Annotated in this window: 23 protein-coding genes; 10 read left to right on the top strand and 13 right to left on the bottom strand. The window is 71.0% G+C overall.

Features of this window, described 5'->3' with window-relative positions:
* Together AC07RM_RS23900 and AC07RM_RS23895 are read left to right on the top strand one after the other, a co-directional pair.
* Complete coding sequence (locus AC07RM_RS23900) at positions 1-2,187, top strand: xanthine dehydrogenase family protein molybdopterin-binding subunit (RefSeq protein WP_495336139.1); 2,187 nt, start codon at positions 1-3, stop codon at positions 2,185-2,187.
* A 32-nt stretch (positions 2,188-2,219) separates the two neighbouring features.
* A complete protein-coding gene (locus tag AC07RM_RS23895; protein WP_495336138.1) occupies positions 2,220-2,624 on the top strand; it encodes a c-type cytochrome in 405 nt (134 codons plus the stop codon).
* On the opposite strand, the gene AC07RM_RS23890 is transcribed toward AC07RM_RS23895, so the two are convergent.
* Positions 2,625-3,527, bottom strand: a complete 903-nt coding sequence (locus tag AC07RM_RS23890) for a LysR family transcriptional regulator (RefSeq protein ID WP_495336137.1) — start codon at positions 3,525-3,527, stop codon at positions 2,625-2,627.
* A gap of 110 nt (positions 3,528-3,637) precedes the next feature.
* Here AC07RM_RS23890 and AC07RM_RS23885 point away from each other — a divergent pair, with 110 nt between their 5' ends.
* On the top strand, positions 3,638-4,378 hold the full coding sequence (locus AC07RM_RS23885) for an SDR family NAD(P)-dependent oxidoreductase (RefSeq protein WP_495336136.1): 741 nt from the start codon (positions 3,638-3,640) through the stop codon (positions 4,376-4,378).
* On the opposite strand, the gene AC07RM_RS23880 is transcribed toward AC07RM_RS23885, so the two are convergent.
* The gene (locus AC07RM_RS23880; protein WP_495336135.1) at positions 4,375-5,229 is read right to left on the bottom strand and encodes a LysR family transcriptional regulator; all 855 of its coding nucleotides are present in this window, start codon (positions 5,227-5,229) and stop codon (positions 4,375-4,377) included. The genes AC07RM_RS23885 and AC07RM_RS23880 overlap by 4 nt on opposite strands.
* Positions 5,230-5,338: 109 nt before the next feature.
* Between AC07RM_RS23880 and AC07RM_RS23875 the strand changes: the two genes are divergently transcribed.
* Positions 5,339-6,343: a zinc-dependent alcohol dehydrogenase family protein gene (locus tag AC07RM_RS23875; protein WP_495336134.1), complete on the top strand. Its 1,005-nt coding sequence runs from the start codon at positions 5,339-5,341 to the stop codon at positions 6,341-6,343.
* Positions 6,344-6,359: 16 nt separating this feature from the next.
* Here AC07RM_RS23875 and AC07RM_RS23870 read toward each other — a convergent pair whose 3' ends face one another.
* A complete protein-coding gene (locus AC07RM_RS23870; RefSeq protein WP_495336133.1) occupies positions 6,360-6,653 on the bottom strand; it encodes a hypothetical protein in 294 nt (97 codons plus the stop codon).
* A 188-nt stretch (positions 6,654-6,841) separates the two neighbouring features.
* Between AC07RM_RS23870 and AC07RM_RS23865 the strand changes: the two genes are divergently transcribed.
* On the top strand, positions 6,842-7,807 hold the full coding sequence (locus AC07RM_RS23865; protein ID WP_495336132.1) for a GlxA family transcriptional regulator: 966 nt from the start codon (positions 6,842-6,844) through the stop codon (positions 7,805-7,807).
* A 19-nt stretch (positions 7,808-7,826) separates the two neighbouring features.
* Here AC07RM_RS23865 and AC07RM_RS23860 read toward each other — a convergent pair whose 3' ends face one another.
* The gene (locus AC07RM_RS23860; protein ID WP_495336131.1) at positions 7,827-9,293 is read right to left on the bottom strand and encodes an efflux transporter outer membrane subunit; all 1,467 of its coding nucleotides are present in this window, start codon (positions 9,291-9,293) and stop codon (positions 7,827-7,829) included.
* 141 nt (positions 9,294-9,434) lie between these two features.
* Here AC07RM_RS23860 and AC07RM_RS23855 point away from each other — a divergent pair, with 141 nt between their 5' ends.
* From AC07RM_RS23855 to AC07RM_RS23840, 4 genes are read left to right on the top strand one after another with little or no spacing between them, the layout of a single operon-like run.
* Complete coding sequence (locus tag AC07RM_RS23855) at positions 9,435-10,559, top strand: HlyD family secretion protein (protein ID WP_495336130.1); 1,125 nt, start codon at positions 9,435-9,437, stop codon at positions 10,557-10,559.
* A complete protein-coding gene (locus AC07RM_RS23850) occupies positions 10,556-12,136 on the top strand; it encodes a DHA2 family efflux MFS transporter permease subunit (RefSeq protein WP_495336129.1) in 1,581 nt (526 codons plus the stop codon). Before AC07RM_RS23855 ends, AC07RM_RS23850 begins: the two co-directional genes overlap by 4 nt.
* Positions 12,137-12,182: 46 nt before the next feature.
* A complete protein-coding gene (locus AC07RM_RS23845; protein WP_495336128.1) occupies positions 12,183-12,680 on the top strand; it encodes a winged helix-turn-helix transcriptional regulator in 498 nt (165 codons plus the stop codon).
* 16 nt (positions 12,681-12,696) lie between these two features.
* Complete coding sequence (locus tag AC07RM_RS23840) at positions 12,697-13,677, top strand: LysR family transcriptional regulator (RefSeq protein ID WP_495336127.1); 981 nt, start codon at positions 12,697-12,699, stop codon at positions 13,675-13,677.
* 20 nt (positions 13,678-13,697) lie between these two features.
* Here AC07RM_RS23840 and AC07RM_RS23835 read toward each other — a convergent pair whose 3' ends face one another.
* The 9 genes from AC07RM_RS23835 to AC07RM_RS23795 all read right to left on the bottom strand — a co-directional run bounded on the left by AC07RM_RS23835 (position 13,698) and on the right by AC07RM_RS23795 (position 23,169).
* Positions 13,698-14,810 (bottom strand): class II histone deacetylase, encoded by a 1,113-nt coding sequence (locus AC07RM_RS23835; protein ID WP_495336126.1) that lies wholly within the window; start codon positions 14,808-14,810, stop codon positions 13,698-13,700.
* On the bottom strand, positions 14,782-15,843 hold the full coding sequence (locus AC07RM_RS23830) for a branched-chain amino acid ABC transporter permease (protein ID WP_495336125.1): 1,062 nt from the start codon (positions 15,841-15,843) through the stop codon (positions 14,782-14,784). The genes AC07RM_RS23835 and AC07RM_RS23830 overlap by 29 nt, the downstream gene beginning before the upstream one ends.
* 6 nt (positions 15,844-15,849) lie before the next feature.
* A complete protein-coding gene (locus AC07RM_RS23825; protein ID WP_057590101.1) occupies positions 15,850-16,716 on the bottom strand; it encodes a branched-chain amino acid ABC transporter permease in 867 nt (288 codons plus the stop codon).
* A gap of 10 nt (positions 16,717-16,726) precedes the next feature.
* On the bottom strand, positions 16,727-17,425 hold the full coding sequence (locus tag AC07RM_RS23820) for an ABC transporter ATP-binding protein (protein WP_208514101.1): 699 nt from the start codon (positions 17,423-17,425) through the stop codon (positions 16,727-16,729).
* Positions 17,412-18,173 (bottom strand): ABC transporter ATP-binding protein, encoded by a 762-nt coding sequence (locus AC07RM_RS23815; RefSeq protein ID WP_495336124.1) that lies wholly within the window; start codon positions 18,171-18,173, stop codon positions 17,412-17,414. The genes AC07RM_RS23820 and AC07RM_RS23815 overlap by 14 nt, the downstream gene beginning before the upstream one ends.
* 11 nt (positions 18,174-18,184) lie before the next feature.
* A complete protein-coding gene (locus tag AC07RM_RS23810; protein ID WP_495336123.1) occupies positions 18,185-19,492 on the bottom strand; it encodes an ABC transporter substrate-binding protein in 1,308 nt (435 codons plus the stop codon).
* Positions 19,493-19,596: 104 nt separating this feature from the next.
* Entirely contained in the window at positions 19,597-20,580 is a 984-nt protein-coding gene (locus AC07RM_RS23805; RefSeq protein ID WP_209544360.1) for a Bug family tripartite tricarboxylate transporter substrate binding protein, read from the bottom strand.
* Between the two features lie 41 nt (positions 20,581-20,621).
* Positions 20,622-22,058 (bottom strand): amidase, encoded by a 1,437-nt coding sequence (locus AC07RM_RS23800; protein WP_495336122.1) that lies wholly within the window; start codon positions 22,056-22,058, stop codon positions 20,622-20,624.
* A gap of 127 nt (positions 22,059-22,185) precedes the next feature.
* Entirely contained in the window at positions 22,186-23,169 is a 984-nt protein-coding gene (locus AC07RM_RS23795; RefSeq protein WP_495336121.1) for a helix-turn-helix domain-containing protein, read from the bottom strand.
* A 177-nt stretch (positions 23,170-23,346) separates the two neighbouring features.
* Between AC07RM_RS23795 and AC07RM_RS23790 the strand changes: the two genes are divergently transcribed.
* Positions 23,347-23,826 (top strand): SRPBCC family protein, encoded by a 480-nt coding sequence (locus AC07RM_RS23790; protein ID WP_495336120.1) that lies wholly within the window; start codon positions 23,347-23,349, stop codon positions 23,824-23,826.
* Position 23,827: the final 1 nt, after the last annotated feature.

Below are 23,827 nucleotides of genomic sequence, written 5' to 3'. Positions count from 1 at the left end.
ATGAAGCACGACCACATGCCCATGGCCGATGCCGCCTCCACCCACGGCCTGACGCGCCGCGCCTTCGTCGCCACGGCGCTGGCCGCCGGCGGCGGGCTGGCGCTCACGGTGAGCCTGCCGCCGCTCGAGGCAAAGGCCGCGGGCGCGCAGCCCGAGGCCTTCGCGCCCAACGCCGTGGTCCGCATCGGCACCGATGGCCTCGTCACGCTGGTGATGCCGCGCGTGGAGATGGGCCAGGGGATCTACACCGCCGTCGCGCTGCTGATCGCGGAGGAGCTCGAGATCGATCCGCGGCGCGTTCGCCTCGAGCATGCGCCCGCCGACGAGACGCGCTATTCGAATCCGCTGACCGGCGGGCAGATCACGGGCGGCTCGACCTCGGTGCGCAGCACCTGGGAGCCGATGCGCCGCGCCGGCGCCACGGCCCGGCTGCTGCTGGTCGAGGCGGCGGCGCGCCAGTGGAAGGTCGATGCGTCGACCTGCCGCGCCAGCGACGGCGCGGTCGAGCACGTGCCCACGCGCCGGAAGCTCGCCTATGGGCAGCTCGCCCAGGCGGCCGCGGGCCTGCCCGTGCCCGCCGAGGTGCCGCTCAAGGACCTGGCGACGCTGAAGCGCATCGGCCAGCCGCTGCTGCGCCTGGACGGACCCGACAAGGTCAACGGCCGCGCGCGCTACGGCCTCGATGCCAGCGTCGCGGGCATGCGCATTGCCGCGATCGCCAATTGCCCGGTGATCGGCGGGCGCCTGGCGTCGGTCGACGGCACCCGGGCCAGAGCGATCAAGGGCGTGCGGCAGGTCGTGCGCATCGACAACGCGGTCGCGGTGGTGGCCGACCACATGGGTGCGGCGCGCAAGGGCCTGGCCGCGCTCGAGATCCGCTGGGACGAAGGCGCCAACGCGGACTACTCGACCGAGAAGCTGATCGCCGCGTTGGCCAACGCCTCGTCGCGCTCCGGCGCCGTGGCGCGCAAGGAAGGCGATACGGTGGCGGCCGCGCGCGGCGCCGCGCGAACGGTGGACGCGGTCTATCAGCAGCCCTTGCTCGCGCACGCGCCGATGGAGCCGGTGAACTGCACCGTGCACGTGCGGCCCGATGCCTGCGAACTCTGGGTCGGCACGCAGGTGCCGGCGCGCGCGCAGGCCGCCGCGGCCGAACTCACGGGCCTGCCGATCGAACGCGTCGAGGTCCACAACCACCTGCTCGGCGGCGGCTTCGGCCGGCGGCTGGACATCGACTTCGTGATCCAGGCCGTGAAGATAGCGAAGCAGGTGAATGGCCCCGTCAAGGTGGTGTGGACGCGCGAGGAGGACACGCAGCACAGCACCTTCCGCCCGTACCACTACAACCGGCTCAGCGCCGCGCTCGATGCGCGCGGCAGGCCGGTGGCATGGCATCACCGCGTGACCGCCTCCTCGATCCTCGCGCGCTGGGCGCCGGCGCGGTTCCAGAACGAGCTCGACGGCGATGCCATCCGCGACGCCGCAGGACCCTATGGCTTCGCGAACGTGTTGGTCGAGTATGTGCGCGAGGAGCCGCCGGCGGGCATCACCACCGCCTTCTGGCGCGGCGTCGGCCACATGCAGAACGCCTTCCCGGTCGAATGCTTCGTCGACGAGCTCGCGCACCTGGCGGGCAGCGACGCCATCGCCTACCGGCGCGAGTTGCTCGAGAAGCATCCGCGCGCACGCCACGTGCTCGAACTGGTCGCGCAGAAGTCCGGCTGGGGTGGCGCCCTGCCCGCCGGCAAGGGCCGCGGCGTCGCGCTGACCTTCTGCTTCGGCAGCTACGCGGCCCAGGTGACGGAGGTGAGCGTCGATGCCGACGGCGCGGTGCGTGTCGACCGCGTGGTGATCGCGGTGGACTGCGGACGCCTCATCAGCCCCGACACCGTGGTCGCGCAGATGCAGGGCGGCACGGCCTTCGGGCTGTCGGCGGTGCTCTACGGAAACATCTCGATCAAGGACGGGCGCGTCGAGCAGGGCAACTTCGACACCTACCGCGTGCTGCGCATGGACGAGATGCCCGTCATCGAGACGCACCTGGTGCCGAGCACCGAACCGCCGGGCGGCATCGGCGAGGTCGGCACCGTGCTGACCGCGCCCTCGGTCCTCAACGCCGTGTTCGCGGCGACCGGCAAGCGCATCCGCCGGCTGCCGTTCGCAGCGGAAGAACTCCAGCGGGCATGACGCGCCGCGCCACCCACGATTGGAAATCCACGATGACAACGAACAAGTTCGGACCGAAGCTGATTGCCGCCTGCCTCGCGGCCCTGGGAGGGATCGGCGCGGCGCAGGCGCAGACCGTCGACCCCGGCGCCGGCGACCTGGCGCGCGGCAAGACCGCCTTCGCGCGCTGCGCGGCCTGCCACTCCGTCACCGGCAGGAACGGCATCGGCCCGCATCTCGACGGCGCCTTCGGCCGCGTCGCGGGCAAGGCCGAGGGCTTTCGCTATTCGCCGGGCATGGCGGCCTCGACCCGGCCCTGGGACGTGCAGGGCCTCGAGGCCTTCCTCGCGGCGCCGACCAAAGCCGTGCCCGGCACCACCATGCCGCTGAACGTGCCCGGCGCGCAGGACCGCGCCGACCTGATCGCCTACCTGCGCTCGCTCGCCACGCCGCGCTGATCAGCGCCGCCGCGGGCCCGTGCGCTGCTGCATGAAGTCGATGAAGGCGCGCAGCTTGCGCGGCACGTGCATGCGGCTGGCGTGGTAGAGGTGGAAGCCCGGGAAGCTGGGCCACCAGGGCTTGAGCAGGGGCACGAGCCGGCCGCTCGCGAGGTCGTCGTGCACCTGGGCCTCGAACACACAGGCGATGCCGGCACCGGCGCGCGCGGCGCTCAGCAGCACGTCGCCGTCGTTGGTGAGGATGGCGGCATCGACCTCCACCTCGAAGTCGCGGCCCTTGTTCGAATACTCCCAGCGGTAGACGCCGTTGCTCAGCCGGATGTTGATGCAGCGGTGCTGGCTCAGCTCCTCGGGCGTGCGCGGCGCCGCGCGGCCCTTCAGGTAGTTCGGCGCCGCGATGGTCGCGATGCGATGCGGACCGCCGAGCGGCACGGCGACGACTTCCTGGGCAAGGTTTTCGCCGAGCCGGATGCCCGCGTCGAAGCCGCTGCCGATGAGGTCGACCAGCGCGTTGTCGCAATGCAGCTCGAGCTTGATGTCCGGATAGGCCTGCGCGAACGCGGCCAGGTGCGGCAGCAGCAGCAGCTCGAACGCGACGCGCGAGAGGTTGATGCGCAGCAGGCCGGCCGGCTTCTCGCGCACCTCGTTGACACGTTCCACGGCGGCCGACAGCGCCGCCAGCGCGGGCGCCGCATCCTGCAGGAAGCTCTGTCCGATCTCGGTGACGCTGACGCGCCGCGTGGAGCGGTCGAGCAGCCGCACGCCGAGCCGCTTCTCGAGCGAGCGCAGCGTCTGCGACAGCGCCGAGGGCGACACGCCGAGCTCGGCCGCGGCGCGCGTGAAGCTGCCGTGATGCGCGACGCGGGCGAAGACCGCGATGAAGGGGATGAGGTCGGGAGCCATCGCTTCATTATGAAGCTTGGCTTCAAATCGCATCGACCCGATCCATATTTCAATTCAGCAATCGGCGGCCTATCGTTGGGTCCAACGCTTCACCATTCAAAGGATTCAGCATGACCCATCTCGCAGGCAAGGTCGCCATCGTCACCGGCTCCTCGAAGGGCATCGGCGCGGGCATCGCCGAGCGCCTCGCGCGCGACGGCGCCAGCGTCGTCGTCAACTACGCGCGCAGCGAGAAGGAAGCGGCGGCAGTGGTCGCCCGGATCACCGCCGCGGGCGGCCAGGCCGTGGCGGTGCAGGCCGACATCTCCGAACCGGCACAGATCCAGTCGCTGGTCGATGCCACGCTGGCGCGCTTCGGCAGGCTCGACATCCTCGTGAACAACGCCGGCACCTACAGGCTCGATTCGCTCGACACGATCACGCCCGAGAGCATCGCCGAGCACTTCGACCTGAACGTGCGCGGCCTGCTGCTGATGACGCAGGCCGCCGCGCGCGTGCTGCCCAGCGGCGGCACGGTGGTCAACATCAGCTCGGGCGTGGCCACCAGCCCCTCGCCGCAGGCGCACGTCTATTGCGCGACCAAGGGCGCCGTCGACGTGCTGACCCGCAGCCTCGGCATGGAGCTCGGTCCGCGCCACATCCGCGTGGTGGGCATCGCGCCCGGCTTCGTCCTCACCGAGGGCAACGCGGCCGGTGCCGAGGCCTATTCGGCCCACTTCGTGCCGAAGACGCCGCTGGGCCGCGCCGGCCAGCCCCGTGACATCGCCGGGGCGGTGTCCTTCGCTGTCTCCGAGGATGCGGGCTGGGTCACGGGCTGCACCATCGACGTCGCGGGCGGGATGGTTTTCTAGCTCGCGGACAGGCGCTCGACGGTCGCGTCGACCAGGGCCCGCAACCGCCCGAGCCGGCGCAGGTCGCGGTGGAACCCGACCCAGACGTCGCGCCCCGGCGGCAGTCCGCCGAGATCGACGACCTCGAGCGCCGCGCAAGCGTCGCCCAGCGGCGCGGGCAGCACGGCCAGGCCCACGCCCGCGGCGCACATCCGGGCCTGCGCCTCGCGGCTGTTGCTGCCGAAGGCCACGCGCGCCTTCGGCAGTTTCTTGCGCAGCCAGGCCGCGTCGGGGAAGTCCTGGAACGCGCTGTCGAGCGTGATCAGCGGCACGCCCTGGCCATCGCTTCGCACCGGATGCGCCGTGCCCTTCGCGCGGTAGACGCGGTAGGCGACATGCACGGCCTTGCGCTGCACCACGTCCGCTTCGTCGAAGGGCTGGATGCGGAACACCAGGTCCGCCTCGCGCCGCGCGAGGCTGAACAGGCGCGCATCGGTGATCAGCTCGATGTTGACCCGCGGGTGCTGTTGCACGAACTCCGCGAACACGGGCGTGAGGATGTGCACGCCGAACCAGTCCGACGACGACACGCGCAACTGGCCCTCGAGCTGCTGCGCCTGGCCCGCCAGCCGGCGCTCGAAGGCCAGCGCCTCCTCTTCCATCCGCTCCGAATGCGCGAGCACCGAGGCCCCTTCGTCGGTCAGCACGAAGCCGTCCTTGCCGCGCTGGAACAGCGCCTGCCCGACCTCGCGCTCGAGCACGCGCAGCCGGCGCCCCATGGTCGGCTGCGACTGGCCGGTGAGGCGCGCGGCGCCGCCCAGCGAGCCGGCCCTGGCCACCGCCAGGAAGATCTTCACGTCGCTCCAGTCCATGGTTTTCAACCCATCAAAAGTGAATGGATGTGATGCAGTTCTGTGAGTTTACGTTCAGTTTTGAAGATCGAACAATGGACGCCTCTTCAAGCAACACAAGGAGTTCTCCATGTCGAAAGACGATTCGATGCGCGCACTGGTGGTGCGCGAAGCCGGCGGCCGCTTCGAGGCCGTCCGGGTGCCCCGGCCCGTGCCGCGCGAAGGCGAGGTGCTGGTGCGCATCCATGCGAGCGGCGTCAATCCGCTCGACTCCAAGATCCGTGCCGGCGCCGCGGCCCATGCGCGCCATCCGCTGCCCGCGATCCTCGGCATGGACCTCGCCGGCGTGGTCGAACAGGTCGGGCCCGGCGTCACGGCCTTCCGCGTCGGCGACGGGGTGTACGGCCTCACCGGCGGCGTCGGCGGGCTGCAGGGCTCGCTGGCCGAGTTCGCCGCGGTCGATGCCGACCTGCTCGCGCCCAAGCCCGTCAATCTCTCGATGCGCGAGGCCGCGGCCCTGCCGCTGGTCGTGATCACGGCGTGGGAAGGCCTGGTCGACCGCGCGCGCACCCAGGCGGGACAGAAGGTGCTGGTGCATGGCGGTGCCGGCGGCGTCGGCCACGTCGCGGTGCAGATCGCCGTCGCGCTCGGCGCGCAGGTGTACGCCACCGGGCTGCCCGCTCAGGCCGAGACCATCCGCGGCTTCGATGCCACGCCGATCGACTACACGACCACGACGGTCGAGCAGTACGTGGCGGCCCACACCGGCGGCGCAGGCTTCGACGTGGTCTACGACACCGTGGGCGGCGCCACACTCGATGCCTCCTTCGGCGCGGCGCGCCAGTACGGCGGTCAAGTCGTCAGTTGCCTCGGCTGGGGCACCCACAAGCTGGCGCCGCTGTCCTTCCGCGCGGCCACCTACTCGGGCGTCTTCACCCTGCTGCCCATGCTCAGCGGCAAGGGCCGCGCCCACCACGGCCACATCCTGCGCGAGGCCGCGAAGCTGGTCGAGACCGGCCGGTTGCTGCCGCTGATGGATGCGCGCCGCTTCGACTTCGACGCGGCCATGCAGGCCCACGAAGAAGTCGAGGCGGGACGCGCGAAGGGAAAGATCGTGGTCGAGATCGGCGGGTAGCAGGATCCGGGGTGGCTCAGCGGCCCTGCAGCAGCAGGCCCAGCGGCGCGAGCGGGCCCACCGGCATGAACTCGTACTGCGCGAAGCCGCCCGTCACGAGCGGCAGCGCATCGATCGCGGCCTTGGCCTGCTCGACGGACTCGGCGCTCATGAGGAACACGACGCCGGGCTTGTCGCTGCGGTACCAGTACTGCTCGATCCGGCCGTCGAGATAGAGCTGCAGGGTGTCGGGCACCTCCTTCGACATGACCTGCTGGCGTTGCTCGGGCGAGAGCGACTTGACGATGGTTCCGATGGCGAGGACTTTCATGGGGACTCCTGATGCAAGTGCGTTGCGTTGTTGAGGAAGACCGAGATTAGGTGCCGGCGCGGAAAATCCGAACAGGCGCGAACGACAACTTCACGGTCATTTCCGCCAACCTGCCGGAAGGGTTTCCAGGCTCGTTCCGGTGCCGAGTCCCTATAGTCGCAAGCGACGTCTTTCCCGCCATTTCCGCCATGCACATCTTCCTGCTCGCCCTCGACGGCGTCTTCGACACCGGCCTCACCGTGATGCTCGACGCCCTCGGTCTCGCCAACAAGTTCGCGGCCCGCGAGATGGGCGGGTCGCCGTCCTTCGAGGTGACGATCGTGGGCATGCGCCGGCGCGTGCGCTCGGGCCAGGGCATCGCGCTTCCCGTGAAGCCGCCACCGCCGGGCCTGCGGCCGGACTGGGTGGTGGTGCCGGCGCTGAACACCTCGACGCCCGAGTCGCTGGTACCCGCGCTCGGGCGGCCTGACGTGCGCCAAGCCAAGGCGCAATTGCGCACCTGGCATGCGCAGGGGACGCGGATCGCGGCCTCGTGCATCGGGACCTTCCTGCTCGCCGATGCCGGCCTGCTCGACGGCGGCCAGGCGACCACGACCTGGTGGCTGGGCCCGCTGTTCCGCCAGCGCTATCCCAAGGTTTCCCTCGACGAATCGCGCATGCTGGTGCCCTCGGGCCGGGTGGTGACGGCCGGCGCGGCGATGGGCCATCTCGATCTCGCGCTGTGGCTGATCCAGCAGGCCAGCCCCGATCTCGCGGCCATGGTCTCGCGCTACCTGCTCGCGGACCTGCGCTCCTCGCAGGCGCCGTACATCGTGCCCCACCATCTCGCGCAGGCCGACCCCGCGATCCTGCGCTTCGAGCGCTGGGCGCGCGACAACCTCAAGCAGGGCTTCTCGCTCGACACGGCGGCGCGCGCGCTCGCGACCAGTCCGCGCACGCTGCAGCGGCGCTGCCAGGCCGTGCTCGGCAAGTCGCCGCTGGCCTACATCCAGGACCTGCGGATCGAGCGCGCGCGCTCGCTGGTGCACGGCAGCGACCTCGACCTCGAGGCCATCGCGGCCGAGGTCGGTTATGCCGATGGCTCGACGCTCGGCGCGCTGCTGCGCGAACGCCTGGGCCGCGGCGTGCGCGAACTGCGCGCCGACCTGCTCTGAGGTCGACGGAGCAGACGCGCTACCAGCCGCCGCCCAGCGCGCGGAAGGTGGCGACCGCGGCACGGCCGCTGTCGGACTGCACGCGCACCAGCCGGTCGCGCGCGGCGAGCAGTTGCCGGTCCTGCTCGAGCAATTCCAGCAGGCTCACCGCACCGCCCGCGTAGGCCTGCTGCGTGGCGCCGCGTGCACGCACATCGGCATCGACTTCCTGCAGCAGCGCGAGGCGCTCGGCATCGAGCTGCCCTTGCCGGATCAGCGCGTTCTCGACGTCCTCGGTGGCGTGCAGCAGCGATTGCCGGTAGCGCGCCAGCGCTTCGGCCTTCGCGCCCTCGGCCTTCGCCACCTCGGCGTCGACCCGGCCGAAATCGAACAGCCGCCAATGCAGGCCGACCGCGGCCAGCGGCTGGAAGTTGGCCGACGACGGCGTCGCCGTGCGCAGGCTCTCGAAGCCCAGCAGCGCCGACAGCGAGACGCTCGGGTAGTACTCGGCCGTTGCCACGCCGATGCGGGCGCTGGAGGCGGCGAGGCGCCGTTCCGCGGCGATCACGTCGGGGCGCCGGCGCAGCAGCTCGGCCGGCGTGAGCGCCGTCGCCAGCGCGGGCAGCACCACGCGCGCGGCGGGCGTCGCGAGTTCGGCCGCATGGGTGCCGGGCGTGGCGGCCATCAGCACGTCGAGGCGGTTGAGTTGCGTGTCGCGCTCGGCCTGCAGCGCGGGCAAGGTGCCCTCGACCTGCGCCACCCGCGCCTCGGCCTGGGCGCGCTCGCGCGCGGTCGACATGCCCTGGCTCAGGCGCATGCGCACCAGGCTCAGCAGTTCGCGGTCGGTGTCGAGCTGCGACTGCGCGACCGCGAGGCGGGCCTGCGCGGCGCGCACGCGGAAGTAGGCATCGGCGGCTTCCGCGGCGATCGAGATGCGCACGCCCGCGTGCTCGGCCTCGGCCGCCTGCGCTTCGGCCGCAAAGGCCTCGGCGCCGCGGCGCAGGCCGCCCGCGAGGTCGAGCTCCCAGCTGGCGCCGATGCCGCTGTCGTAGAGCGAGGCATCGCGCTGGTAGCCGGGGTGCGCGCTGGCCAGCGCGCCGAGCGGGCTTTCGAGCGACTGGCGCTGCCTCGCGGCCTGCGCGTCGGCGGCGATGGCCGGGCGCTCCGAGGCCACCGCGCGCTGCGCCGCGGCGCGTGCCTGCGCGACGCGCGCGAACGATGCGGCGAGGTCGAGGTTCTGCACGAGCGCGCGCTCGACGATGCGCTCGAGCACCGGATCGCCGAAGCCCCTCCACCAGGCTTCCAGCCGCACCTCGGGAGCGGGCGACGGCACTGCGGCGTGCTGGAAGCGCTCGGGCATCGCGGATTCGGGCTTCGCGTAGTCCGGGCCGACGGCGCACGCGGCGACACCGAGCGAGGCGATGACGATGCCGACGCGCAACCGGCGAAAGCCGGGCCAACGCGGGCGGCGGGGCGGTATCGGCAACGGAGTCTGGCGGAGGTTCATGGAGGTTCCTTGGCGGCGGGATTCGAAGGTCGATCGGTCAGTTACTTGCACGATGCAAGTCGCAACTGTATAGTAACTTGCATATTGCAATCCACATGAATGCAAGCCACCCGATTCCCATCCGACCAAGGAAAACAACACATGACGGACTCCTCCGTTGAAAAGGCCCCGGCAGGAATTCCGCGGCACCGGCGCCCGCACGGGCGCAGCCTCGTCGCGAGCTGCGCGGCCATCGCCGTGGTGCTGGCCGCGGCCGTCTATGGCTGGCACTGGTGGAACGGCGGGCGCTTCGTCGAACGCACCGACGACGCCTACGTGGGCGGCGACATTACCGTCGTCAGCCCCAAGGTGCCGGGCTACATCGTCAGCGCCGCGGCCACCGACAACCAGGCGGTGCATGCGGGCGACCTGCTCGTGAAGCTCGACGACCGCGACTACCGCGCCGCCCTCGACAAGGCCGAGGCCACGGTCGCGAGCCAGGAGGCCGTGCTGGCCAACCTGCTCGCCACGCGCAGCCTGCAGCAGGCCGTGATCGCGCAGGCCGAAGCGAGCGTGAGCGCCGCCGCGGCCGAGACGCTGCGCGCGCGCGACGATGCCCAGCGGCTGCAGAACCTCTCGGCCACCGCGGCCGTGTCGGTGCAGAGCGCGCAGAAGGCCGAGGCCGACTACAAGCAGGCCGTGGCCAACGGCCAGAAGGCGCAGGCGAGCAAGCTGGCCGCCGAGCGCGAGCTCGACGTGATCGCCACCCGCCGCCAGCAGGCGCAGGCCGCGCTCGCGCAGGCCACGGCCGAGCGCGACATCGCGCGGCTCAACCTTGGCTACACCGAGCTGCGCGCGCCCATCGACGGCACGGTCGGCAACCGCAATGCGCGCAACGGCGCCTTCGCGGCGGCCGGCGCGCACATGATGTCGATCGTGCCGGCGCGCGGCCTGTGGATCGACGCCAACTTCAAGGAAAGCCAGCTCGCGCGCTTCCGTCCCGGCATGCCCGCCACCGTCGAGGCCGACGCCGTGCCCGGACGCCGCTTCCACGGCCACGTGGCGAGCCTCTCGCCGGCCACCGGCGCGCAGTTCAGCGTGCTGCCGCCCGAGAACGCGACCGGCAACTTCACCAAGATCGTGCAGCGCGTGCCGGTGCGCATCGTGCTCGACGACGCCGACGGCGTGCTCGGCCTGCTGCGCCCCGGCCTGTCGGTCACGGCCGAGGTCGATGCGCGCGACGTGCAGCTCGCGAACGCACGCACGGGCACGGCAGGCGAACCATGAGCCAGCCCGCCTCGGAGATCGTCGACCCCGCCGGCATGACCACCTCCGCCAAGGCCCTGGCCTTCGCGGCGATGTGCGTGGGCATGTTCATCGCGCTGATCGACATCCAGATCGTCTCGGCATCGCTGCGCGAGATCGGCGGCGGCCTGTCGGCCGGCACCGACGAAACGGTCTGGGTCCAGACCAGCTACCTGATCGCCGAGATCATCGTGATCCCGATGTCGGGCTGGCTGTCGCGCGTGCTGTCCACGCGCTGGCTGTTCGCCGTCTCGGCCGCGGGCTTCACGCTCACCAGCCTCCTGTGCGGCATCGCCTGGAACATCCAGAGCATGATCGCCTTCCGCGCGCTGCAGGGCTTCCTCGGCGGCTCGATGATCCCGCTGGTCTTCACCACCGCCTTCGCCTTCTTCCAGGGCAAGCAGCGCGTCTTCGCGGCCGCCATCATCGGCGCCATCGCCTCGCTGGCGCCCACGCTCGGGCCCTCGGTCGGCGGCTGGATCACCGACAGCTACTCGTGGCACTGGCTGTTCTTCGTCAACCTCGTGCCCGGCATCTTCGTCACCATCGCGGTGCCGCTGCTGGTGAAGATCGACCGCCACGACTGGTCGCTGCTGCGCAATGCGGACTACCTGGGCATGGTGCTGATGGCGCTGTTCCTCGGCTGCCTCGAGTACACGCTCGAGGAGGGACCGCGCCTCGATTGGTTCGGCGACCCCGCGATCGCGGGCGCCGCCTGGGTCTCGGGCACGGCCGGCGTGCTGTTCGTCTGGCGCTCGATGACCTACGCGCACCCGGTGGTCGACCTGCGCGCGCTGAAGGACCGCAACTTCGCGCTCGGCTGCCTGTTCTCGTTCATCACGGGCATCGGCATCTTCGCCACCATCTACCTGACGCCGCTGTTCCTCGGCCGCGTGCGCGGCTTCAGCGCGCTGCAGATCGGCCTGGCCGTGTTCTCGACCGGCGTGTTCCAGATCCTGGCCATTCCCGTCTATGCCTTCTTCGCCAACCGCGTCGACCTGCGCTGGCTGATGATGTTCGGGCTGGCCTGCTTCGCGCTGTCGATGTGGCAGTTCACGCCGATCACGCACGACTGGGGCCCGGCCGAGCTGCTGCTGCCGCAGGCGCTGCGCGGCATCGGCCAGCAGTTCGCGGTGCCGCCCGCGGTCACGCTGACGCTCGGCGGCCTCGCGATGAACCGGCTCAAGCTCGCCTCGGGGCTGTTTAATCTGATGCGCAACCTCGGCGGCGCGCTCGGCATCGCGGCCTGCGCCACGCTGCTCAACGACCGCACCAACCTGCACTTCTACCGGCTGGCCGAGCACCTCACGCGCAGCAACGAGGCCACCACCGCATTGCTCGACGGCGTGGGCAGCCGGCTGCAGGGCGCCACCGACCAGCTGGTGGGCGCCTCGGCCGCGCTGCGCCAGCTGTGGAGCCTGACCTTCCGCGAGGCCCTGACGCTGACCTTTTCCGACGTTTTCTTTGGCATCATGGTCTGCTTCATCATCGCCACCGCGATGGTGCCGCTCATGCGCAAGGTCGGGCCGCCGAAGGCACCGTCCGCCGACGCGCACTGAGTCCCGCCGACTTCCGCGCCACCGACGTTTCCAAGAAGAGCCGCCCATGACCCCGAAGACCCCCACGCCCATCAGCCCCGAGCAGCGGATGAAGTACTGCCCCATCGTGCGCAGCCTCGAGCGCGTGGGCGAGCGGTGGAGCATCCTGATCCTGCGCGACGCCTTCTACGGCATCACCCGCTTCGACGACTTCGTCAACAGCCTGCAGATCGCGCCCAACATGCTGACGCGCCGGCTCAACTCGCTGGTCGAGGACGGCCTGCTCGAGAAGCGCCAGTACAGCGAACGCCCGCCGCGCTACGAGTACTGCCTCACGCCGCTGGGCCGCGACTTCCGGCCGGTGCTGCTCTCGCTCGTGACCTGGGGCAACCGGCACTTCGCCACCGAGGGCAAGAGCGTGGTGCTGCAGGAGAAGGAAACGGGCCGGCAGATCGACCCCGTGCTGGTCGACCGCAGCAGCGGCGAGCCCATCACCGAGAGCACGCACGTGCTGGTGCAGCGGCGCCCGGCCGCGCGCACGGCCGGCGCCGCCAAGGCGTCCTGAACGGAGCAGGGATTCGATGGACGGTCTCGAGCACCTGCGCACCTTCCTCGAGGTCGCCAAGCGCGGCAGCTTCTCGCGCGCCGCCGACATGCTGGGCATCTCGAAGGCCAGCGTCAGCAAGCATGTCGCGCAGCTGGAGGCCAGCTTCAGCGTGCGGCTGTTCAACCGCTCGACGCGTTCGGTCACGCTGACCGACGCGGGCAGGCTGCTGCGCGAGCGCAGCATGCCGCTGATGGAGATGGTCGAGGACACGCAGAACGAACTGCAGGCCCATGGCGCGCGCCCGAGCGGGCGCCTGCGCGTGGCCGCGCCGCACGGCCTCGTGCAGACCGACTTCCCCGGCCTGCTCGGCGAGTTCATCACCCTGCATCCCGACGTCCACATCGACCTGCACCTGAGCAACCGCATGATCGACCTGGTCGAGGAAGGCGTGGACGTCGCCCTGCGCGTGGGCCGCATCGGCGACGAGAACCTGATCGTGCGCAAGCTGCGCCCCATGGCGCTGGTGCTGTGCGCCACGCCCGGCTACTGGGCCCGGCGCGGCATGCCGCGGGTGCCCGACGACATGCGCCGCCACGAGGTGCTCGCCTACTCGGCCGGCGGCGGCCCCGCGCACCTGCCCTTCGAGGTCGACGGCAAGCCGCACAGCGTGCCGGTGAACGCGCGCATGGACGCCAACGATGCGGCCGCCCTGATCGCCGCGGCGCTCGCGGGCGTCGGCGCCGTCTGCGTGCCCGCGCTGCTCGCGCAGCCGCACATCGACGGCGGCCGGCTCGTGCCCGTGCTCGAGGACTTCATGCCCAGCGACCTCTGGCTGTTCGCGGCCTACACGCAGCGCCGCCACAACAGCGCGGCGCTGCGCGCGCTGCTCGACCTGCTGGAGGCGCGCATGCAGACGGCGAGCGCGGCGCCGCCGAAGGCCGCGCCGGCGAGCCGCCAGCGCGCCGGTTCGCACTGGCATCCGTTCCAGGCGCTCGGGCACGCGCAGCCCGCCTGAGCCCGGGCCCGGCGTGGCGCTCAGAGCCCGTGCAGCGCCGCCATCTCGTCGATCAGCCCGCGCTGGAACGCATCGAAGCGCGCCGAGGGCTGCTGCAGGCCGAAGAAGTCGCTGAAGGGGTCCTGCACCTCGGTGCGGTGGCCCGAGAGTTCCTCGACCACCGCGAGCCCACAGAAGGGCACGCAGGCCTCGGAGTAACCGCCCTCGTGCACCACCACCACGCGGCCTTCGCTGTGCCGCGCCGCGAGCGCGTTGACCTGCTTCATCATCTGGCGGAACGACTCGGGATGCAGCTGCATGCGCGCCAGCGGATCGACCGCATTGGCATCGAGGCCACTGGCCACCACGATCAGCTCGGGGCGGAAGCGCTCGACCACCGGCGCCACGATGCGCTCGAAGGCATACATGTAGCTCGCGTGGCCGCCGCCGGGCTGCAGCGGCACGTTGACGTTGAAGCCCAGGCCCTCGCCCTCGCCGCGGTCCTCGGCGCCGCTGTAGCCGGGCGGGAAGCAGTTCTCCTGGTGCAGCGAGACGGTCAGCACGTCGGGGCGGTCGTAGAAGATGGCCTGCGTGCCGTTGCCGTGATGCACGTCCCAGTCGATCACGGCCACGCGCTTGACGCCATGGCGCGCCTTCATGGTCTCGATCGCCACCGCGATGTTGTTGAACAGGCAGAAGCCCATGCTGTGCTCGCGCAGGCAATGGTGGCCCGGCGGCCGCGTGAGCGCGAAGGCGTTGCGGTGGCGGCCCTGCAGCACGCTGTCCATGGCGGCGATGGCCAGGCCGGTCGAGAGCTTGGCGATCTCGTAGCTGCCGGGACCGAAGGGCGCGACCTCGCCGAGATCGCCGCCGCCCGCGTCGCTGGCGGCCTTGAACTTCTCGAGGTAGCTCGCGGGATGAACGCGCCGCAGGTCTTCCTCGCTCGCCATCGGCGCGCCCAGCAGGTCGAGCTGCGCGCTGAGGCCCGACACGTCCATCAGCGACTTGATGCGGCGCTTGGAATCGGGCGACTCGGCCATGCCGCTGCCGGCCATGGGCTGGACCCAGCCGCCGACCGGCAGGAACAGGGCGTGCAGCCCGCCCGGCACGTGCCAGAAGGTGCGTTCATCGTGAAAGAAGGCGGTGTTCTTCATGCGTTGCGTCCTCGGTGGTGGGGGAAATGGAAGGAGAAGAAGGGGAAATCGATGCCGCCCTGTGCGGCGGATGGCGCTGCACGCTGAGGCCGCGCCAGCCCCAGCGCTCGCGCGCCAGGCCCCAGAGGCCGCGCGGCGCCAGCAGCATCACGGCCACGGCAATGCTGCCCATGGCGATCAGGTACCAGCCGCCCGACATCGCGAACCAGGTGTTGAACAGCTCGCGCAGCCCGAAGTAGATCAAGGTGCCGATCAGCGGGCCCTCGATGGTGCCGATGCCGCCGATGATGACGATGAACATCGCGGTCACGACCCAGTTGATGTCGAAGGCCGAGTCGGGCGAGACGAACATCGTGCCCATGAAATGCGCGCCGCCGGCCAGCCCGAAGCCCAGTCCCGAGAGCACGAAGGCGATGAAGCGGTTGCGCCAGACGTTCACGCCGATGCTGGTGGCGGCCAGCTCGTTGTCGCGCACCGCCATCAGCCCGAGGCCGAAGGGCGAGCGCATCAGCAGGTAGACGCCGGCCACGGCCGCGAGGCCGATCGCGCCCGAGATCCAGAACGCGTTGCGCTGGAAGGTCTCGGCATCGACCAGCCGCACCGCCTGCAGCGGCACGCCCGATTCGCCGCCGAACAGCGGGAACTTGGCGACCAGCAGCCGCACGATCTCGGCCAGCACCCACATGCCGATCGAGAAGTAGGCATCGCGCAGCCTGAACATCAGCGGCGCCACCGCGGCCGCCAGCAGCGCCGCGCCGACGCCGGCCAGCGGCACCATCCAGTAGGGCGAAAGGCCGAGCCGGTCGGAGACCACGAACACCAGGTAGGCGCCGATGCCGACGAAGGCTTGGTGCCCCATCGACACCAGCCCGGTGTAGCCGGCCAGCAGGTTCCACATCTGGGCCATGGCCAGCACCACGAGCACCTCGCTCAGCAGGCGCAGCAGGCCGGCATCGGCCACCGTGGGCGCGAAGGCGATGGCGAGGGCCGCGGCGAGGAAGCCGATCGAGGGAAGAAGAGAGGGGTTGCGCATCGGATGTCAGGCCCGTTGGCCCGCGATGCCGTTCGGGCGCACCATCAGGACGATGAAGAACAGCAGGTGCGCATAGAGCGCGCCCGCGTTGGAATCGAGCCGCTGCCCCGCGAGCTGCGCCACGCCCAGCGCGATGCCGCCGGCCAGCGCGCCCCAGAACGAGCCCATGCCGCCGATGATCACGACCTCGAAGGCACCGAGCAGCCGCTCCACACCCGAGAACGGCGTGAACGAGCTGCGCAGCGCCAGCAGCAGCCCCGCCACCGAGGCGAAGGCCAGCGACAGCCCCATGACCACGCCGTAGACATGGCGCGGCCGCACGCCCATGGTGCGCACGATCTCGCGGTGGTCGGAGGTGGCGCGCACGATCAGGCCGAAGCGCGAGTGCCGCAGCAGCCACTGCAATGCGCCGAAGGCCAGCACCGCGAGCCCCAGCACCAGCACCGGGTACCAGCCGATGCGCAGGCCGCCGATCTCGAAGCCGGCCGTGGCCAGCGCGCCGCCGTCGAGCGCGCGCGGGTCGGCGCCGAACAGCTCGACCATCAGGTTGCGCAGCACCACCGCGATGCCGAAGGTCACCAGCACGGGCGTGAGCGGATCGTCGGTCGCCACCGCGCGGTTGAGCAGCAGCCGCTGCAGCAGGTAGCCGGTGCCGAAGGCGGCCAGCGCCACCGGCACCAGCAGCAGCAGCGGCGACACCTGCGGGAACTGCGCGGCCAGGAACACCGCGAAGTAGGCCGCGAGCACGACGAACTCGCCGTGCGCGAGGTTGACCATGCGCATCACGCCGAAGACCAGCGCCAGCCCGAGGCCGAAGAGCGCATAGAGGCCGCCGAGCAGCACGCCGTTGATGAGGGTTTCGATCCAGGCCATGGTGCTTTTCTCAGTGCCCGAAGTAGGCGTTGGCGATCTGCTGCGCGCTGAAGTCCGACGCGCGGCCGGCCAGCGTGACGCGGCCCTTGAGCAGGCAGTACACACGCTGCGCGATGCGGCAGGCGCGCGTCACGTCCTGCTCCACGATCAGCAGGGCCGTGCCCTGCGCCTGGATGTCGCCGAAAGCGCGGTAGATCTGCGCGATCACCACCGGCGCCAGGCCCAGCGAGATCTCGTCGCACAGCATCAGCCGCGGGTTGGCCATCAGCGCGCGGCCGATGCTCACCATCTGCTGCTGACCGCCCGACAGCCGCGTGGCCGGCCGGTGCCGGAACTCGCGCAGGATCGGGAACAGCGCATACACGGTGGCCAGGTTCCAGTGGCCGGCCCGGCCGCACAGCGCGCCCATGCGCAGGTTCTCCTCCACCGTGAGCGAGGCGAACAGCATGCGGCCCTCGGGCACCAGCGCGATGCCGCGGCGCGCGATGCGCTCGGCCGGCTCGGCCTCGATGGCCTGGCCGTCGAAGCGCACCGTGCCGCGGCTGCGCCGGCCCAGGCCCGCGATGGCGCGGATCAGCGTGGACTTGCCGGCCCCGTTGGCGCCGATCAGCGCCGTGGCCTCGCCCTCGCCCACGTCGAGCGACAGATCGAACAGCGCCTGCAGGTCGCCGTAGTGGCTGCAGAGGTCTCGCACTTCAAGCAGCGGCATGGGCGCCCTCCTCTGCTTCTTCCTCTGCTTCGTCTCCGACGCCCATGTAGATCTCGCGCACCTCGCGGCTGGCCATCGCGGCGGCCGGCGCGTCCTCGAGCAGCTTGCGGCCGAAGTTCAGCACCATGATGCGGTCGGCCACCGCCATCAGCGCCTGCGCGATGTGTTCGATCCAGATCATCGCCACGTCGCGCTTGAGCTCGAGCACCAGCGCGACCAGCACCTGCACCTCGGCCTCGGTCAGGCCGCCCGCGATCTCGTCGAGCAGCAGCAGGTGCGGCCGGGCCGCGAGGCCCTTGGCCAGTTCGAGCCGCTTGCGGTCGAGCAGCGGCAGCCGGCCCGCGGGCACCTCGGCGCGGTCGGCCAGGCCGGTGCGCTCGAGCACCTCCCAGGCCAGCTGCGCGGCCTGCGCGCGCGGCAGCCGCGCCGCGAAGCTGGCGGCGGCCAGCGCGTTCTCGTAGGCGGTCAGGTGCGCGAAGGGCTGCGGGATCTGGAAGGCGCGCGCCACGCCCAGCCGCGCGCGCGCATCGGCGCGCAGGCCGACCAGCTCGCGGCCCTCGAGCCGGATGCTGCCGGCATCGGGCACGGCCACGCCGGTGATCAGGTTGAACAGCGAGCTCTTGCCGGCCCCGTTGGGGCCGACCACGCCGAGGCACTGGCCGCGCGCGAGCGCGAGCGACACGCCGTCGGCCACCACGATCTCGCCGTAGCGCTTGCACAGGCCGTCGATGACGAGGCAGTCGGTCATGCGTCGCGGGCTCAGGCCTTGAGCTGCGACAGCAGCTTGAGTTCGTCTTCCACCGGGATCTGCTTCGCGGTGCTGTTGTGCGTGATCACCAGCTCGTAGGGGAACTTCGCGCCCGCGGCGGTCTTGCGCCACTGGCCCGCCACCATCGGCGTGACGGCCACGCTCTTGATCGGGCTGCCCTTGAAGTCGATGCGCCCGACCACCGAGTCGAGCTGCAGGTTGGCCAGCGCATCGCGCACCGCCTTCTTGTCTTTTGGATTGGTCGCGTTCTTCAGCGCCGCGATGCCGACCTCGAACAGCGCATGGCCGTAGCCGATGGGCTGGGTCCACTGCTTGCCGGTGGAGCTCTCCCAGTCGGCCGCCAGTGCCTTGGCGCTCTGGCCGGTCAGCGAGGACTTGAACGGAAAGTTGGGCGTCCACCAGACCTCGGTCGACATGCCGTTGCCGGCCGCGCCCAGCGACTCGACCGCGCTCGGGAACAGGAAGGCCGCCGCCATCGTCACCACCTCGGGCCGGTAGCCCGACTGCTGCGCCTGCTTCCAGAAGGTGGCGAAGTGGTTGGCATAGGCGAAGCCCGAGACGATGTTCGCGCGCGCCGCCTTGAAGCTCGAGACCTGGTTGCTGAAGTCGTCGGTCGCGATCTTGAAGAAGCCGCCGTTGGTCTCCTTGTAGCCGCGCTGCTTCGCGCCGCCCGGGATGCCGGTGGCCGGATCGGCGAAGGCATGGCCCGGGCCGTTGTCGATGTAGAGCGTGCCCAGCGAGCGCTCCACCTTGAGCGGCTCCCACATGCCGAAGAAGTTCTTCAGCACGTCGTCGGCGCCCCAGAAGAAATGGAACGAGAACGGAAAGCCCTTCTGCGGCGTGGAGCCGCGGCCGAAGGTGATGGCCTGCCACGGACCCATGGTCGAGACCATCGGCACGCCGTTGACGTCGCAGAGCTGGCCGGCCGCGAGCGCGGCATCGCTGTCCTGCACCAGCAGCAGGTCGACCTTCTCGCGCAGCAACAGCTCGCTGGCCATCGTGGCGCCGCGGTTGGCGTCGGACTGGGTGTCGCGCACCACGATCTCGACCTTGTAGGTGGTGCCCGCGATGGTCAGGCCGTCCTTCAGCGCGGCGCGCACGCGCTCCAGGCTCCAGGGGTCGGCCTCGCCGAAATTGGCGCGCACGCCCGACAAGGTCGTGAGGTAGCCGATCTTGATCGTCTTCGACTGCGCGTGCGACAGCGCGGGCACGCCGGCCAGCGCGGCCGCGCCGCCGCCGATGACGAGTTGGCGGCGCGTCAGCGCGCCGGAGGCTGCAAAAGGGAAAGCGGCGGGCATGGAATGCTCCTTGGCGATGGAGGATGGACAGGGCCGCATCCTCCCTCCGCGCGCCGGCTCGCCGTTATCGAAAACTGGCAAATCGCGGGCCGCAGCCGCCGCCCTCATTCGGGGCGCAGGTTGACCGACTTCGCGATCGCGCGGTAGCGCTCCACGTCGGCCTGGTAGCCGCGGCGCAGCTCGGCCAGCGTCTGCTCGGGCGCCACCTTGCTGCCGCCGAGCTCGATGGCGCGGCGCAGCTCGGGCTTGCGCATCATCTCGTTGAAGGCCACGTGCAGCCGCTGCTGGGTTTCCTCGGGCACGCGCTGCGACACCTGCGCGCCGGCCCAGAGGCTGTAGACGAAGTCGTCGAGCCCCTTGCTGGCGCGGATCAGCGGAATGGCGCCGAAGCGCTCGTGCGGCGCGGCGGCCGCGATGCCCAGCGCCTTGACCTTGCCGGCATCGAGCAGGTCGGGCACGTTGCCGGCCAGCGGCGCGAACACCAGGTCGATCTGGCCACCGAGCAGATCGTTGATGATCGGCGCGAAGCCCTTGTAGGGCACGTGCAGCATCTTGGTGCCGGTCTGCTGCGTGAAGCGCTCGCCCAGCAGGTGGTAGAGCGAGCCCGGGCCGATGCTGCCGTAGCTCAGCTCCTTCGCGTCGGGCTTGCGCAGCTGCGCGATCAGCTCGTCGACGCTGCCCGGGCCCAGGTCCTTGCGCGCCAGCAGCACCATCGAGGTCACGGCCATCATGCCGATGGGGCGGAAGTCCTCGGCCTTGTAGCGCGCGCTGGCGAGCGTGAGCGGCGTGAGCATCAACTCCATCGGCGAGCCCATCAGCAGCACCGAGCCGTCAGCCGCGCCGTTGGCGGCCTTCATCACGCCCAGCGATCCACTGGCGCCGGGCACGTTGTCGACCACGGCCGGCTGGCCCAGCAGCCGCGACAGCTCGGGCGCGGCCAGCCGCGCGTTGATGTCGGAGCCGCCGCCGGCCGGGTAGGGAACGATCAGGTTCAGGGTCTTGCCGGCCAGCCCCTGGGCCAGGACGGAGCCGGCCATGGTGGACAGGCCGGCCGCCAGGCCGGCACCGATCATCGAACGTCTGCGCATGCGCTTTTCTCCTCGGGTGGTTGTTGTCTGTTCTCGGAAATTCAGGCCGCGGCCAGCAGCGGCGAGCGCGCATCGGCGAAGGGCACGGCCTGGTGCCAGCCGTGCGCGAGCCGCAGCACCTCGAGGTCGGCGCCGGGCCGGCCGATCAGCTGCAGGCCCATCGGCAGGCCGCGCGTCGCGCCGTCAGGCGAGAAGCCGGCCGGCACCGCCATCGCGGGCAGGCCCGCGAGCGAGGGGCAGATGGTCACTTCCATCCAGCGGTGGTAGGTGTCCATCGCGCGGCCGCCGACCTCGCGCGGCCAGTGCAGCTCGGCCGGCAGCGGAAAGGCCTGCGCGGCCGGCAGCACCAGCACGTCGAAGCGCTCGAACAGCTCGAGCAGCGTGGCATGCCACCGGGTGCGCGTGACGGCGGCCTCGTGCAGCGCGGGCACGGCCAGCCGCTGGCCCTGCTCGATCTCCCAGCAGGCCTCGGGCTTGAGCTTCGCGCGCAGCGCCGGATCGGCATGCAGGCCCTGCAGCGCGCCGGCCACGATGAAGCCGCGCAGGCGCAGCCAGGCGGTCCACAGCGCATCGAAGTCGAAATCGGGCACGGCCGGCTCGACCGTGCAGCCCAGGGTGTCGAAGTGGCGCAGCGCCGCCTCGCACAGCGCCATCACGCCGGGGTCCATCGCCAGGTGGCCGCCGAGGTCGCCGAGCCAGGCCACGCGCGTGCCGCGCAGCTCGGCATCGAGCGGCTGCGCGAAGGCCTCGCCGTCGCCGACCAGGCTCAGCGGCGAGCGCGGATCGTGGCCGGCCTGCACCGACAGCAGCCAGGCCACGTCCTCGGGCGTGCGGCCCATCGGCCCTTCGCAACCCAGTTGCTGGAAGAACAGCTCGGGCCCGGGCCCGGTCGGCACGCGGCCCAGCGAGGGCCGCAGGCCATAGACATGGTTCCAGGCCGCCGGGTTGCGCAGCGAACCCATCATGTCGCTGCCGTCGGCCACGGGCAGCATCTGCAGCGCGAGCGCCACCGCGGCGCCGCCGCTGCTGCCGCCGGCCGCGCGGTCGAGGTTCCAGGCGTTGCGCGTGGTGCCGAACACCGTGTTGTAGGTGTGCGAGCCCAGGCCGAACTCGGGCGTGTTGCTGCGCCCGACGAAGATCGCGCCGGCGCGGCGCAGCCGCTCGACCATGATCGCGTCGTGCGGCACGAGCTGGTGGGCGAACAGCGGGCTGCCCATGGTGGTGGGGATGCCCGCGGTGGCGACGAAATCCTTGGGCGCCATCGGAAAACCGTGCAGCCGGCCCACCGGCTCGCCGCGCGCCAGACGCGCGTCGCAGGCATCGGCCTCGCGCAACATCCGTTCGGCCGGCTGCAGCGAGACCAGCGCGTTGACTTTCGGGTTGAGGCTGTCGATGCGCGCCAGGCAGGCCTGCATCAGTTCGCGGCACGAGAACTCGCGGCGCTTCAGCGCCGCGGCGAGCGCGCGGGCGCTCGGCAAGGTGGACGGAAAGGACGACATATGGCGATCGACGATAGCGATCGCGCCGCGAAGCGGGTATCAAGAATTGGCAAACCTGGCGTGCCGCGGCCCCCGGGGTTTCCCCTGGGATCGCCCGGTCGGCCCTTCAGTGGTGCATCAGCGCGGCGCCACGCAGCGTCTGCGAGGGCAACTCGCCGAACTGGCGCCGGTAGTCGGTCGCGAACTGGCTCAGGTGCCAGAAGCCCCAGTGGGCCGCGACGTCCTGCACCGAGCCGGCGCCCAGGCGCTTGAGTTCGCGCCGCACGCCGTTGAGGCGCAGCGCCCTGAGGTAGCGCGCCGGGCTCAGGCCCAGCGTTTCCTGGAAGCAGTAGTTGAGCTTGCGCTGGCTCGCGCCGATGCGGCTGCAGACCTCGAGCATCGACAGCGGCTCGTCGGGCCGCGCCATCATCAGCTCGCAGGCGCGGCGCACCACGCGGCGCTGCGCCTCGGTGGAGCGCAGCTCGCGCAGGTCCACGTCCTCGGGCAGCGCCTCGAGCCAGGCCAGCAGCACGTCGTCGCGCAGCTGCGTGGTGGCGGTCGGGTCGGCGAGCAGCGCGGGCATCGCATCGAGCGCGGCGAAGGCGCCGAGCAGCGTGCCGCGCAGCGCGCGCATGGTCGCGTCGTCGAAGTGCAGCACCACGCGCCGCGCCAGCCAGGCCGGCGGGCCGCGCTCGTCGAGGCGCTCGGCCAGCGACTGCAGCAGCGCGTTGTCGACCACGATGCCCATCAGCTCGAAGCCCGGCGGGCTGCACAGGTCGAGCTCGTCGCAGCGCCCGACCATCACCGATCCGGTATCGAGCCGCTGGCCCGAGAAGCGCGCCTCGCCCTCCTGCCGGCAGGTCAGCGCGAAGCCGCAGCACTCGGGATTCATTTCGCCGTGCTGGCGCAGCGCGCGGTTGGTGGTCTCGCGCACCAGCCGCAGGCCCGGCAGCTGCACATGGTCGAGAAAGCCCGCGAAGCTGCCGCCCGACAGCATGTCGCACTCCAGGTGCCAGCCGCTCTGGCTGCTGGCATAGGCGTCGATGTCGTGCGTGGTGAGGGTCCAGCGCTCGATGGGAAGGCGGGGGGTGGAGGCGGTCTGGCAGTTCATGGCGGATATCCACGGGGACGGGGGATCCCCTGGACCGAAGCAATCTCCAGACCAGATTGTTTCGTTGACAACGATCTCAAAGCACCGGGAGAAACCCTCGGCGCCCAGGCCTGAATTCCTTCGGATCCACGCGCCCCGAAGAGAATGCGTGGCGATCCACGAACGCCAGGAGACTGCATGAGCCCCCAAGCCACCGGCCGGCTTCAAGGAAACGACCTGATCATCGAGCGCAGGTTTCGCGCGCCCATCGACGACGTCTGGGTCAGCGTCACGAGGCCCGGGAAGACCGCGCTCTGGTTCGGGCCCTGGGAAGGCGAGGCCGGCCAGGGCATGACGGTGCGGCTCCAGCTGGTGCACGAAAAGGACCAGCCCTGGACCGAGCTGAGGATCGATGCCTGCGAGGCGCCGCATCGCCTCGCGGTCGCGACCGTGGACGAGTTCGGCGAGTGGCGACTCGAGCTGACGCTGGCGCAGCAGGACGACATCACCACGCTGCGCTTCGTGCAACGCCTGGACGATCCGGCGCTCGCGGCAGAGGTGGGACCGGGCTGGGAGTACTACCTCGACATGCTGGTCGCCGCGCGCGAGGGCCGCGCGCTGCCCTCCTTCGGCGACTACTACCCCGCGCAGAAGGCCCACTACCTCCAGGGCCTGTAAC

The sequence above is a fragment of the Variovorax sp. GW821-FHT09B05 genome, assembly GCF_059418265.1.
The sequence above is the reverse complement of the archived record's forward strand: the minus strand, read 5'-3'. Positions and strand labels throughout refer to the sequence as shown.

Coding starts and splice junctions, on each gene's coding strand:
- AC07RM_RS23900 (WP_495336139.1), top strand. CDS start 1: ATGAAGCACGACCACATGCCCATGGCCGATGCCGCCTCCACCCACGGC.
- AC07RM_RS23895 (WP_495336138.1), top strand. CDS start 2,220: ATGACAACGAACAAGTTCGGACCGAAGCTGATTGCCGCCTGCCTCGCG.
- AC07RM_RS23890 (WP_495336137.1), bottom strand. CDS start 3,527: ATGGCTCCCGACCTCATCCCCTTCATCGCGGTCTTCGCCCGCGTCGCG.
- AC07RM_RS23885 (WP_495336136.1), top strand. CDS start 3,638: ATGACCCATCTCGCAGGCAAGGTCGCCATCGTCACCGGCTCCTCGAAG.
- AC07RM_RS23880 (WP_495336135.1), bottom strand. CDS start 5,229: ATGGACTGGAGCGACGTGAAGATCTTCCTGGCGGTGGCCAGGGCCGGC.
- AC07RM_RS23875 (WP_495336134.1), top strand. CDS start 5,339: ATGTCGAAAGACGATTCGATGCGCGCACTGGTGGTGCGCGAAGCCGGC.
- AC07RM_RS23870 (WP_495336133.1), bottom strand. CDS start 6,653: ATGAAAGTCCTCGCCATCGGAACCATCGTCAAGTCGCTCTCGCCCGAG.
- AC07RM_RS23865 (WP_495336132.1), top strand. CDS start 6,842: ATGCACATCTTCCTGCTCGCCCTCGACGGCGTCTTCGACACCGGCCTC.
- AC07RM_RS23860 (WP_495336131.1), bottom strand. CDS start 9,293: ATGAACCTCCGCCAGACTCCGTTGCCGATACCGCCCCGCCGCCCGCGT.
- AC07RM_RS23855 (WP_495336130.1), top strand. CDS start 9,435: ATGACGGACTCCTCCGTTGAAAAGGCCCCGGCAGGAATTCCGCGGCAC.
- AC07RM_RS23850 (WP_495336129.1), top strand. CDS start 10,556: ATGAGCCAGCCCGCCTCGGAGATCGTCGACCCCGCCGGCATGACCACC.
- AC07RM_RS23845 (WP_495336128.1), top strand. CDS start 12,183: ATGACCCCGAAGACCCCCACGCCCATCAGCCCCGAGCAGCGGATGAAG.
- AC07RM_RS23840 (WP_495336127.1), top strand. CDS start 12,697: ATGGACGGTCTCGAGCACCTGCGCACCTTCCTCGAGGTCGCCAAGCGC.
- AC07RM_RS23835 (WP_495336126.1), bottom strand. CDS start 14,810: ATGAAGAACACCGCCTTCTTTCACGATGAACGCACCTTCTGGCACGTG.
- AC07RM_RS23830 (WP_495336125.1), bottom strand. CDS start 15,843: ATGCGCAACCCCTCTCTTCTTCCCTCGATCGGCTTCCTCGCCGCGGCC.
- AC07RM_RS23825 (WP_057590101.1), bottom strand. CDS start 16,716: ATGGCCTGGATCGAAACCCTCATCAACGGCGTGCTGCTCGGCGGCCTC.
- AC07RM_RS23820 (WP_208514101.1), bottom strand. CDS start 17,425: ATGCCGCTGCTTGAAGTGCGAGACCTCTGCAGCCACTACGGCGACCTG.
- AC07RM_RS23815 (WP_495336124.1), bottom strand. CDS start 18,173: ATGACCGACTGCCTCGTCATCGACGGCCTGTGCAAGCGCTACGGCGAG.
- AC07RM_RS23810 (WP_495336123.1), bottom strand. CDS start 19,492: ATGCCCGCCGCTTTCCCTTTTGCAGCCTCCGGCGCGCTGACGCGCCGC.
- AC07RM_RS23805 (WP_209544360.1), bottom strand. CDS start 20,580: ATGCGCAGACGTTCGATGATCGGTGCCGGCCTGGCGGCCGGCCTGTCC.
- AC07RM_RS23795 (WP_495336121.1), bottom strand. CDS start 23,169: ATGAACTGCCAGACCGCCTCCACCCCCCGCCTTCCCATCGAGCGCTGG.
- AC07RM_RS23790 (WP_495336120.1), top strand. CDS start 23,347: ATGAGCCCCCAAGCCACCGGCCGGCTTCAAGGAAACGACCTGATCATC.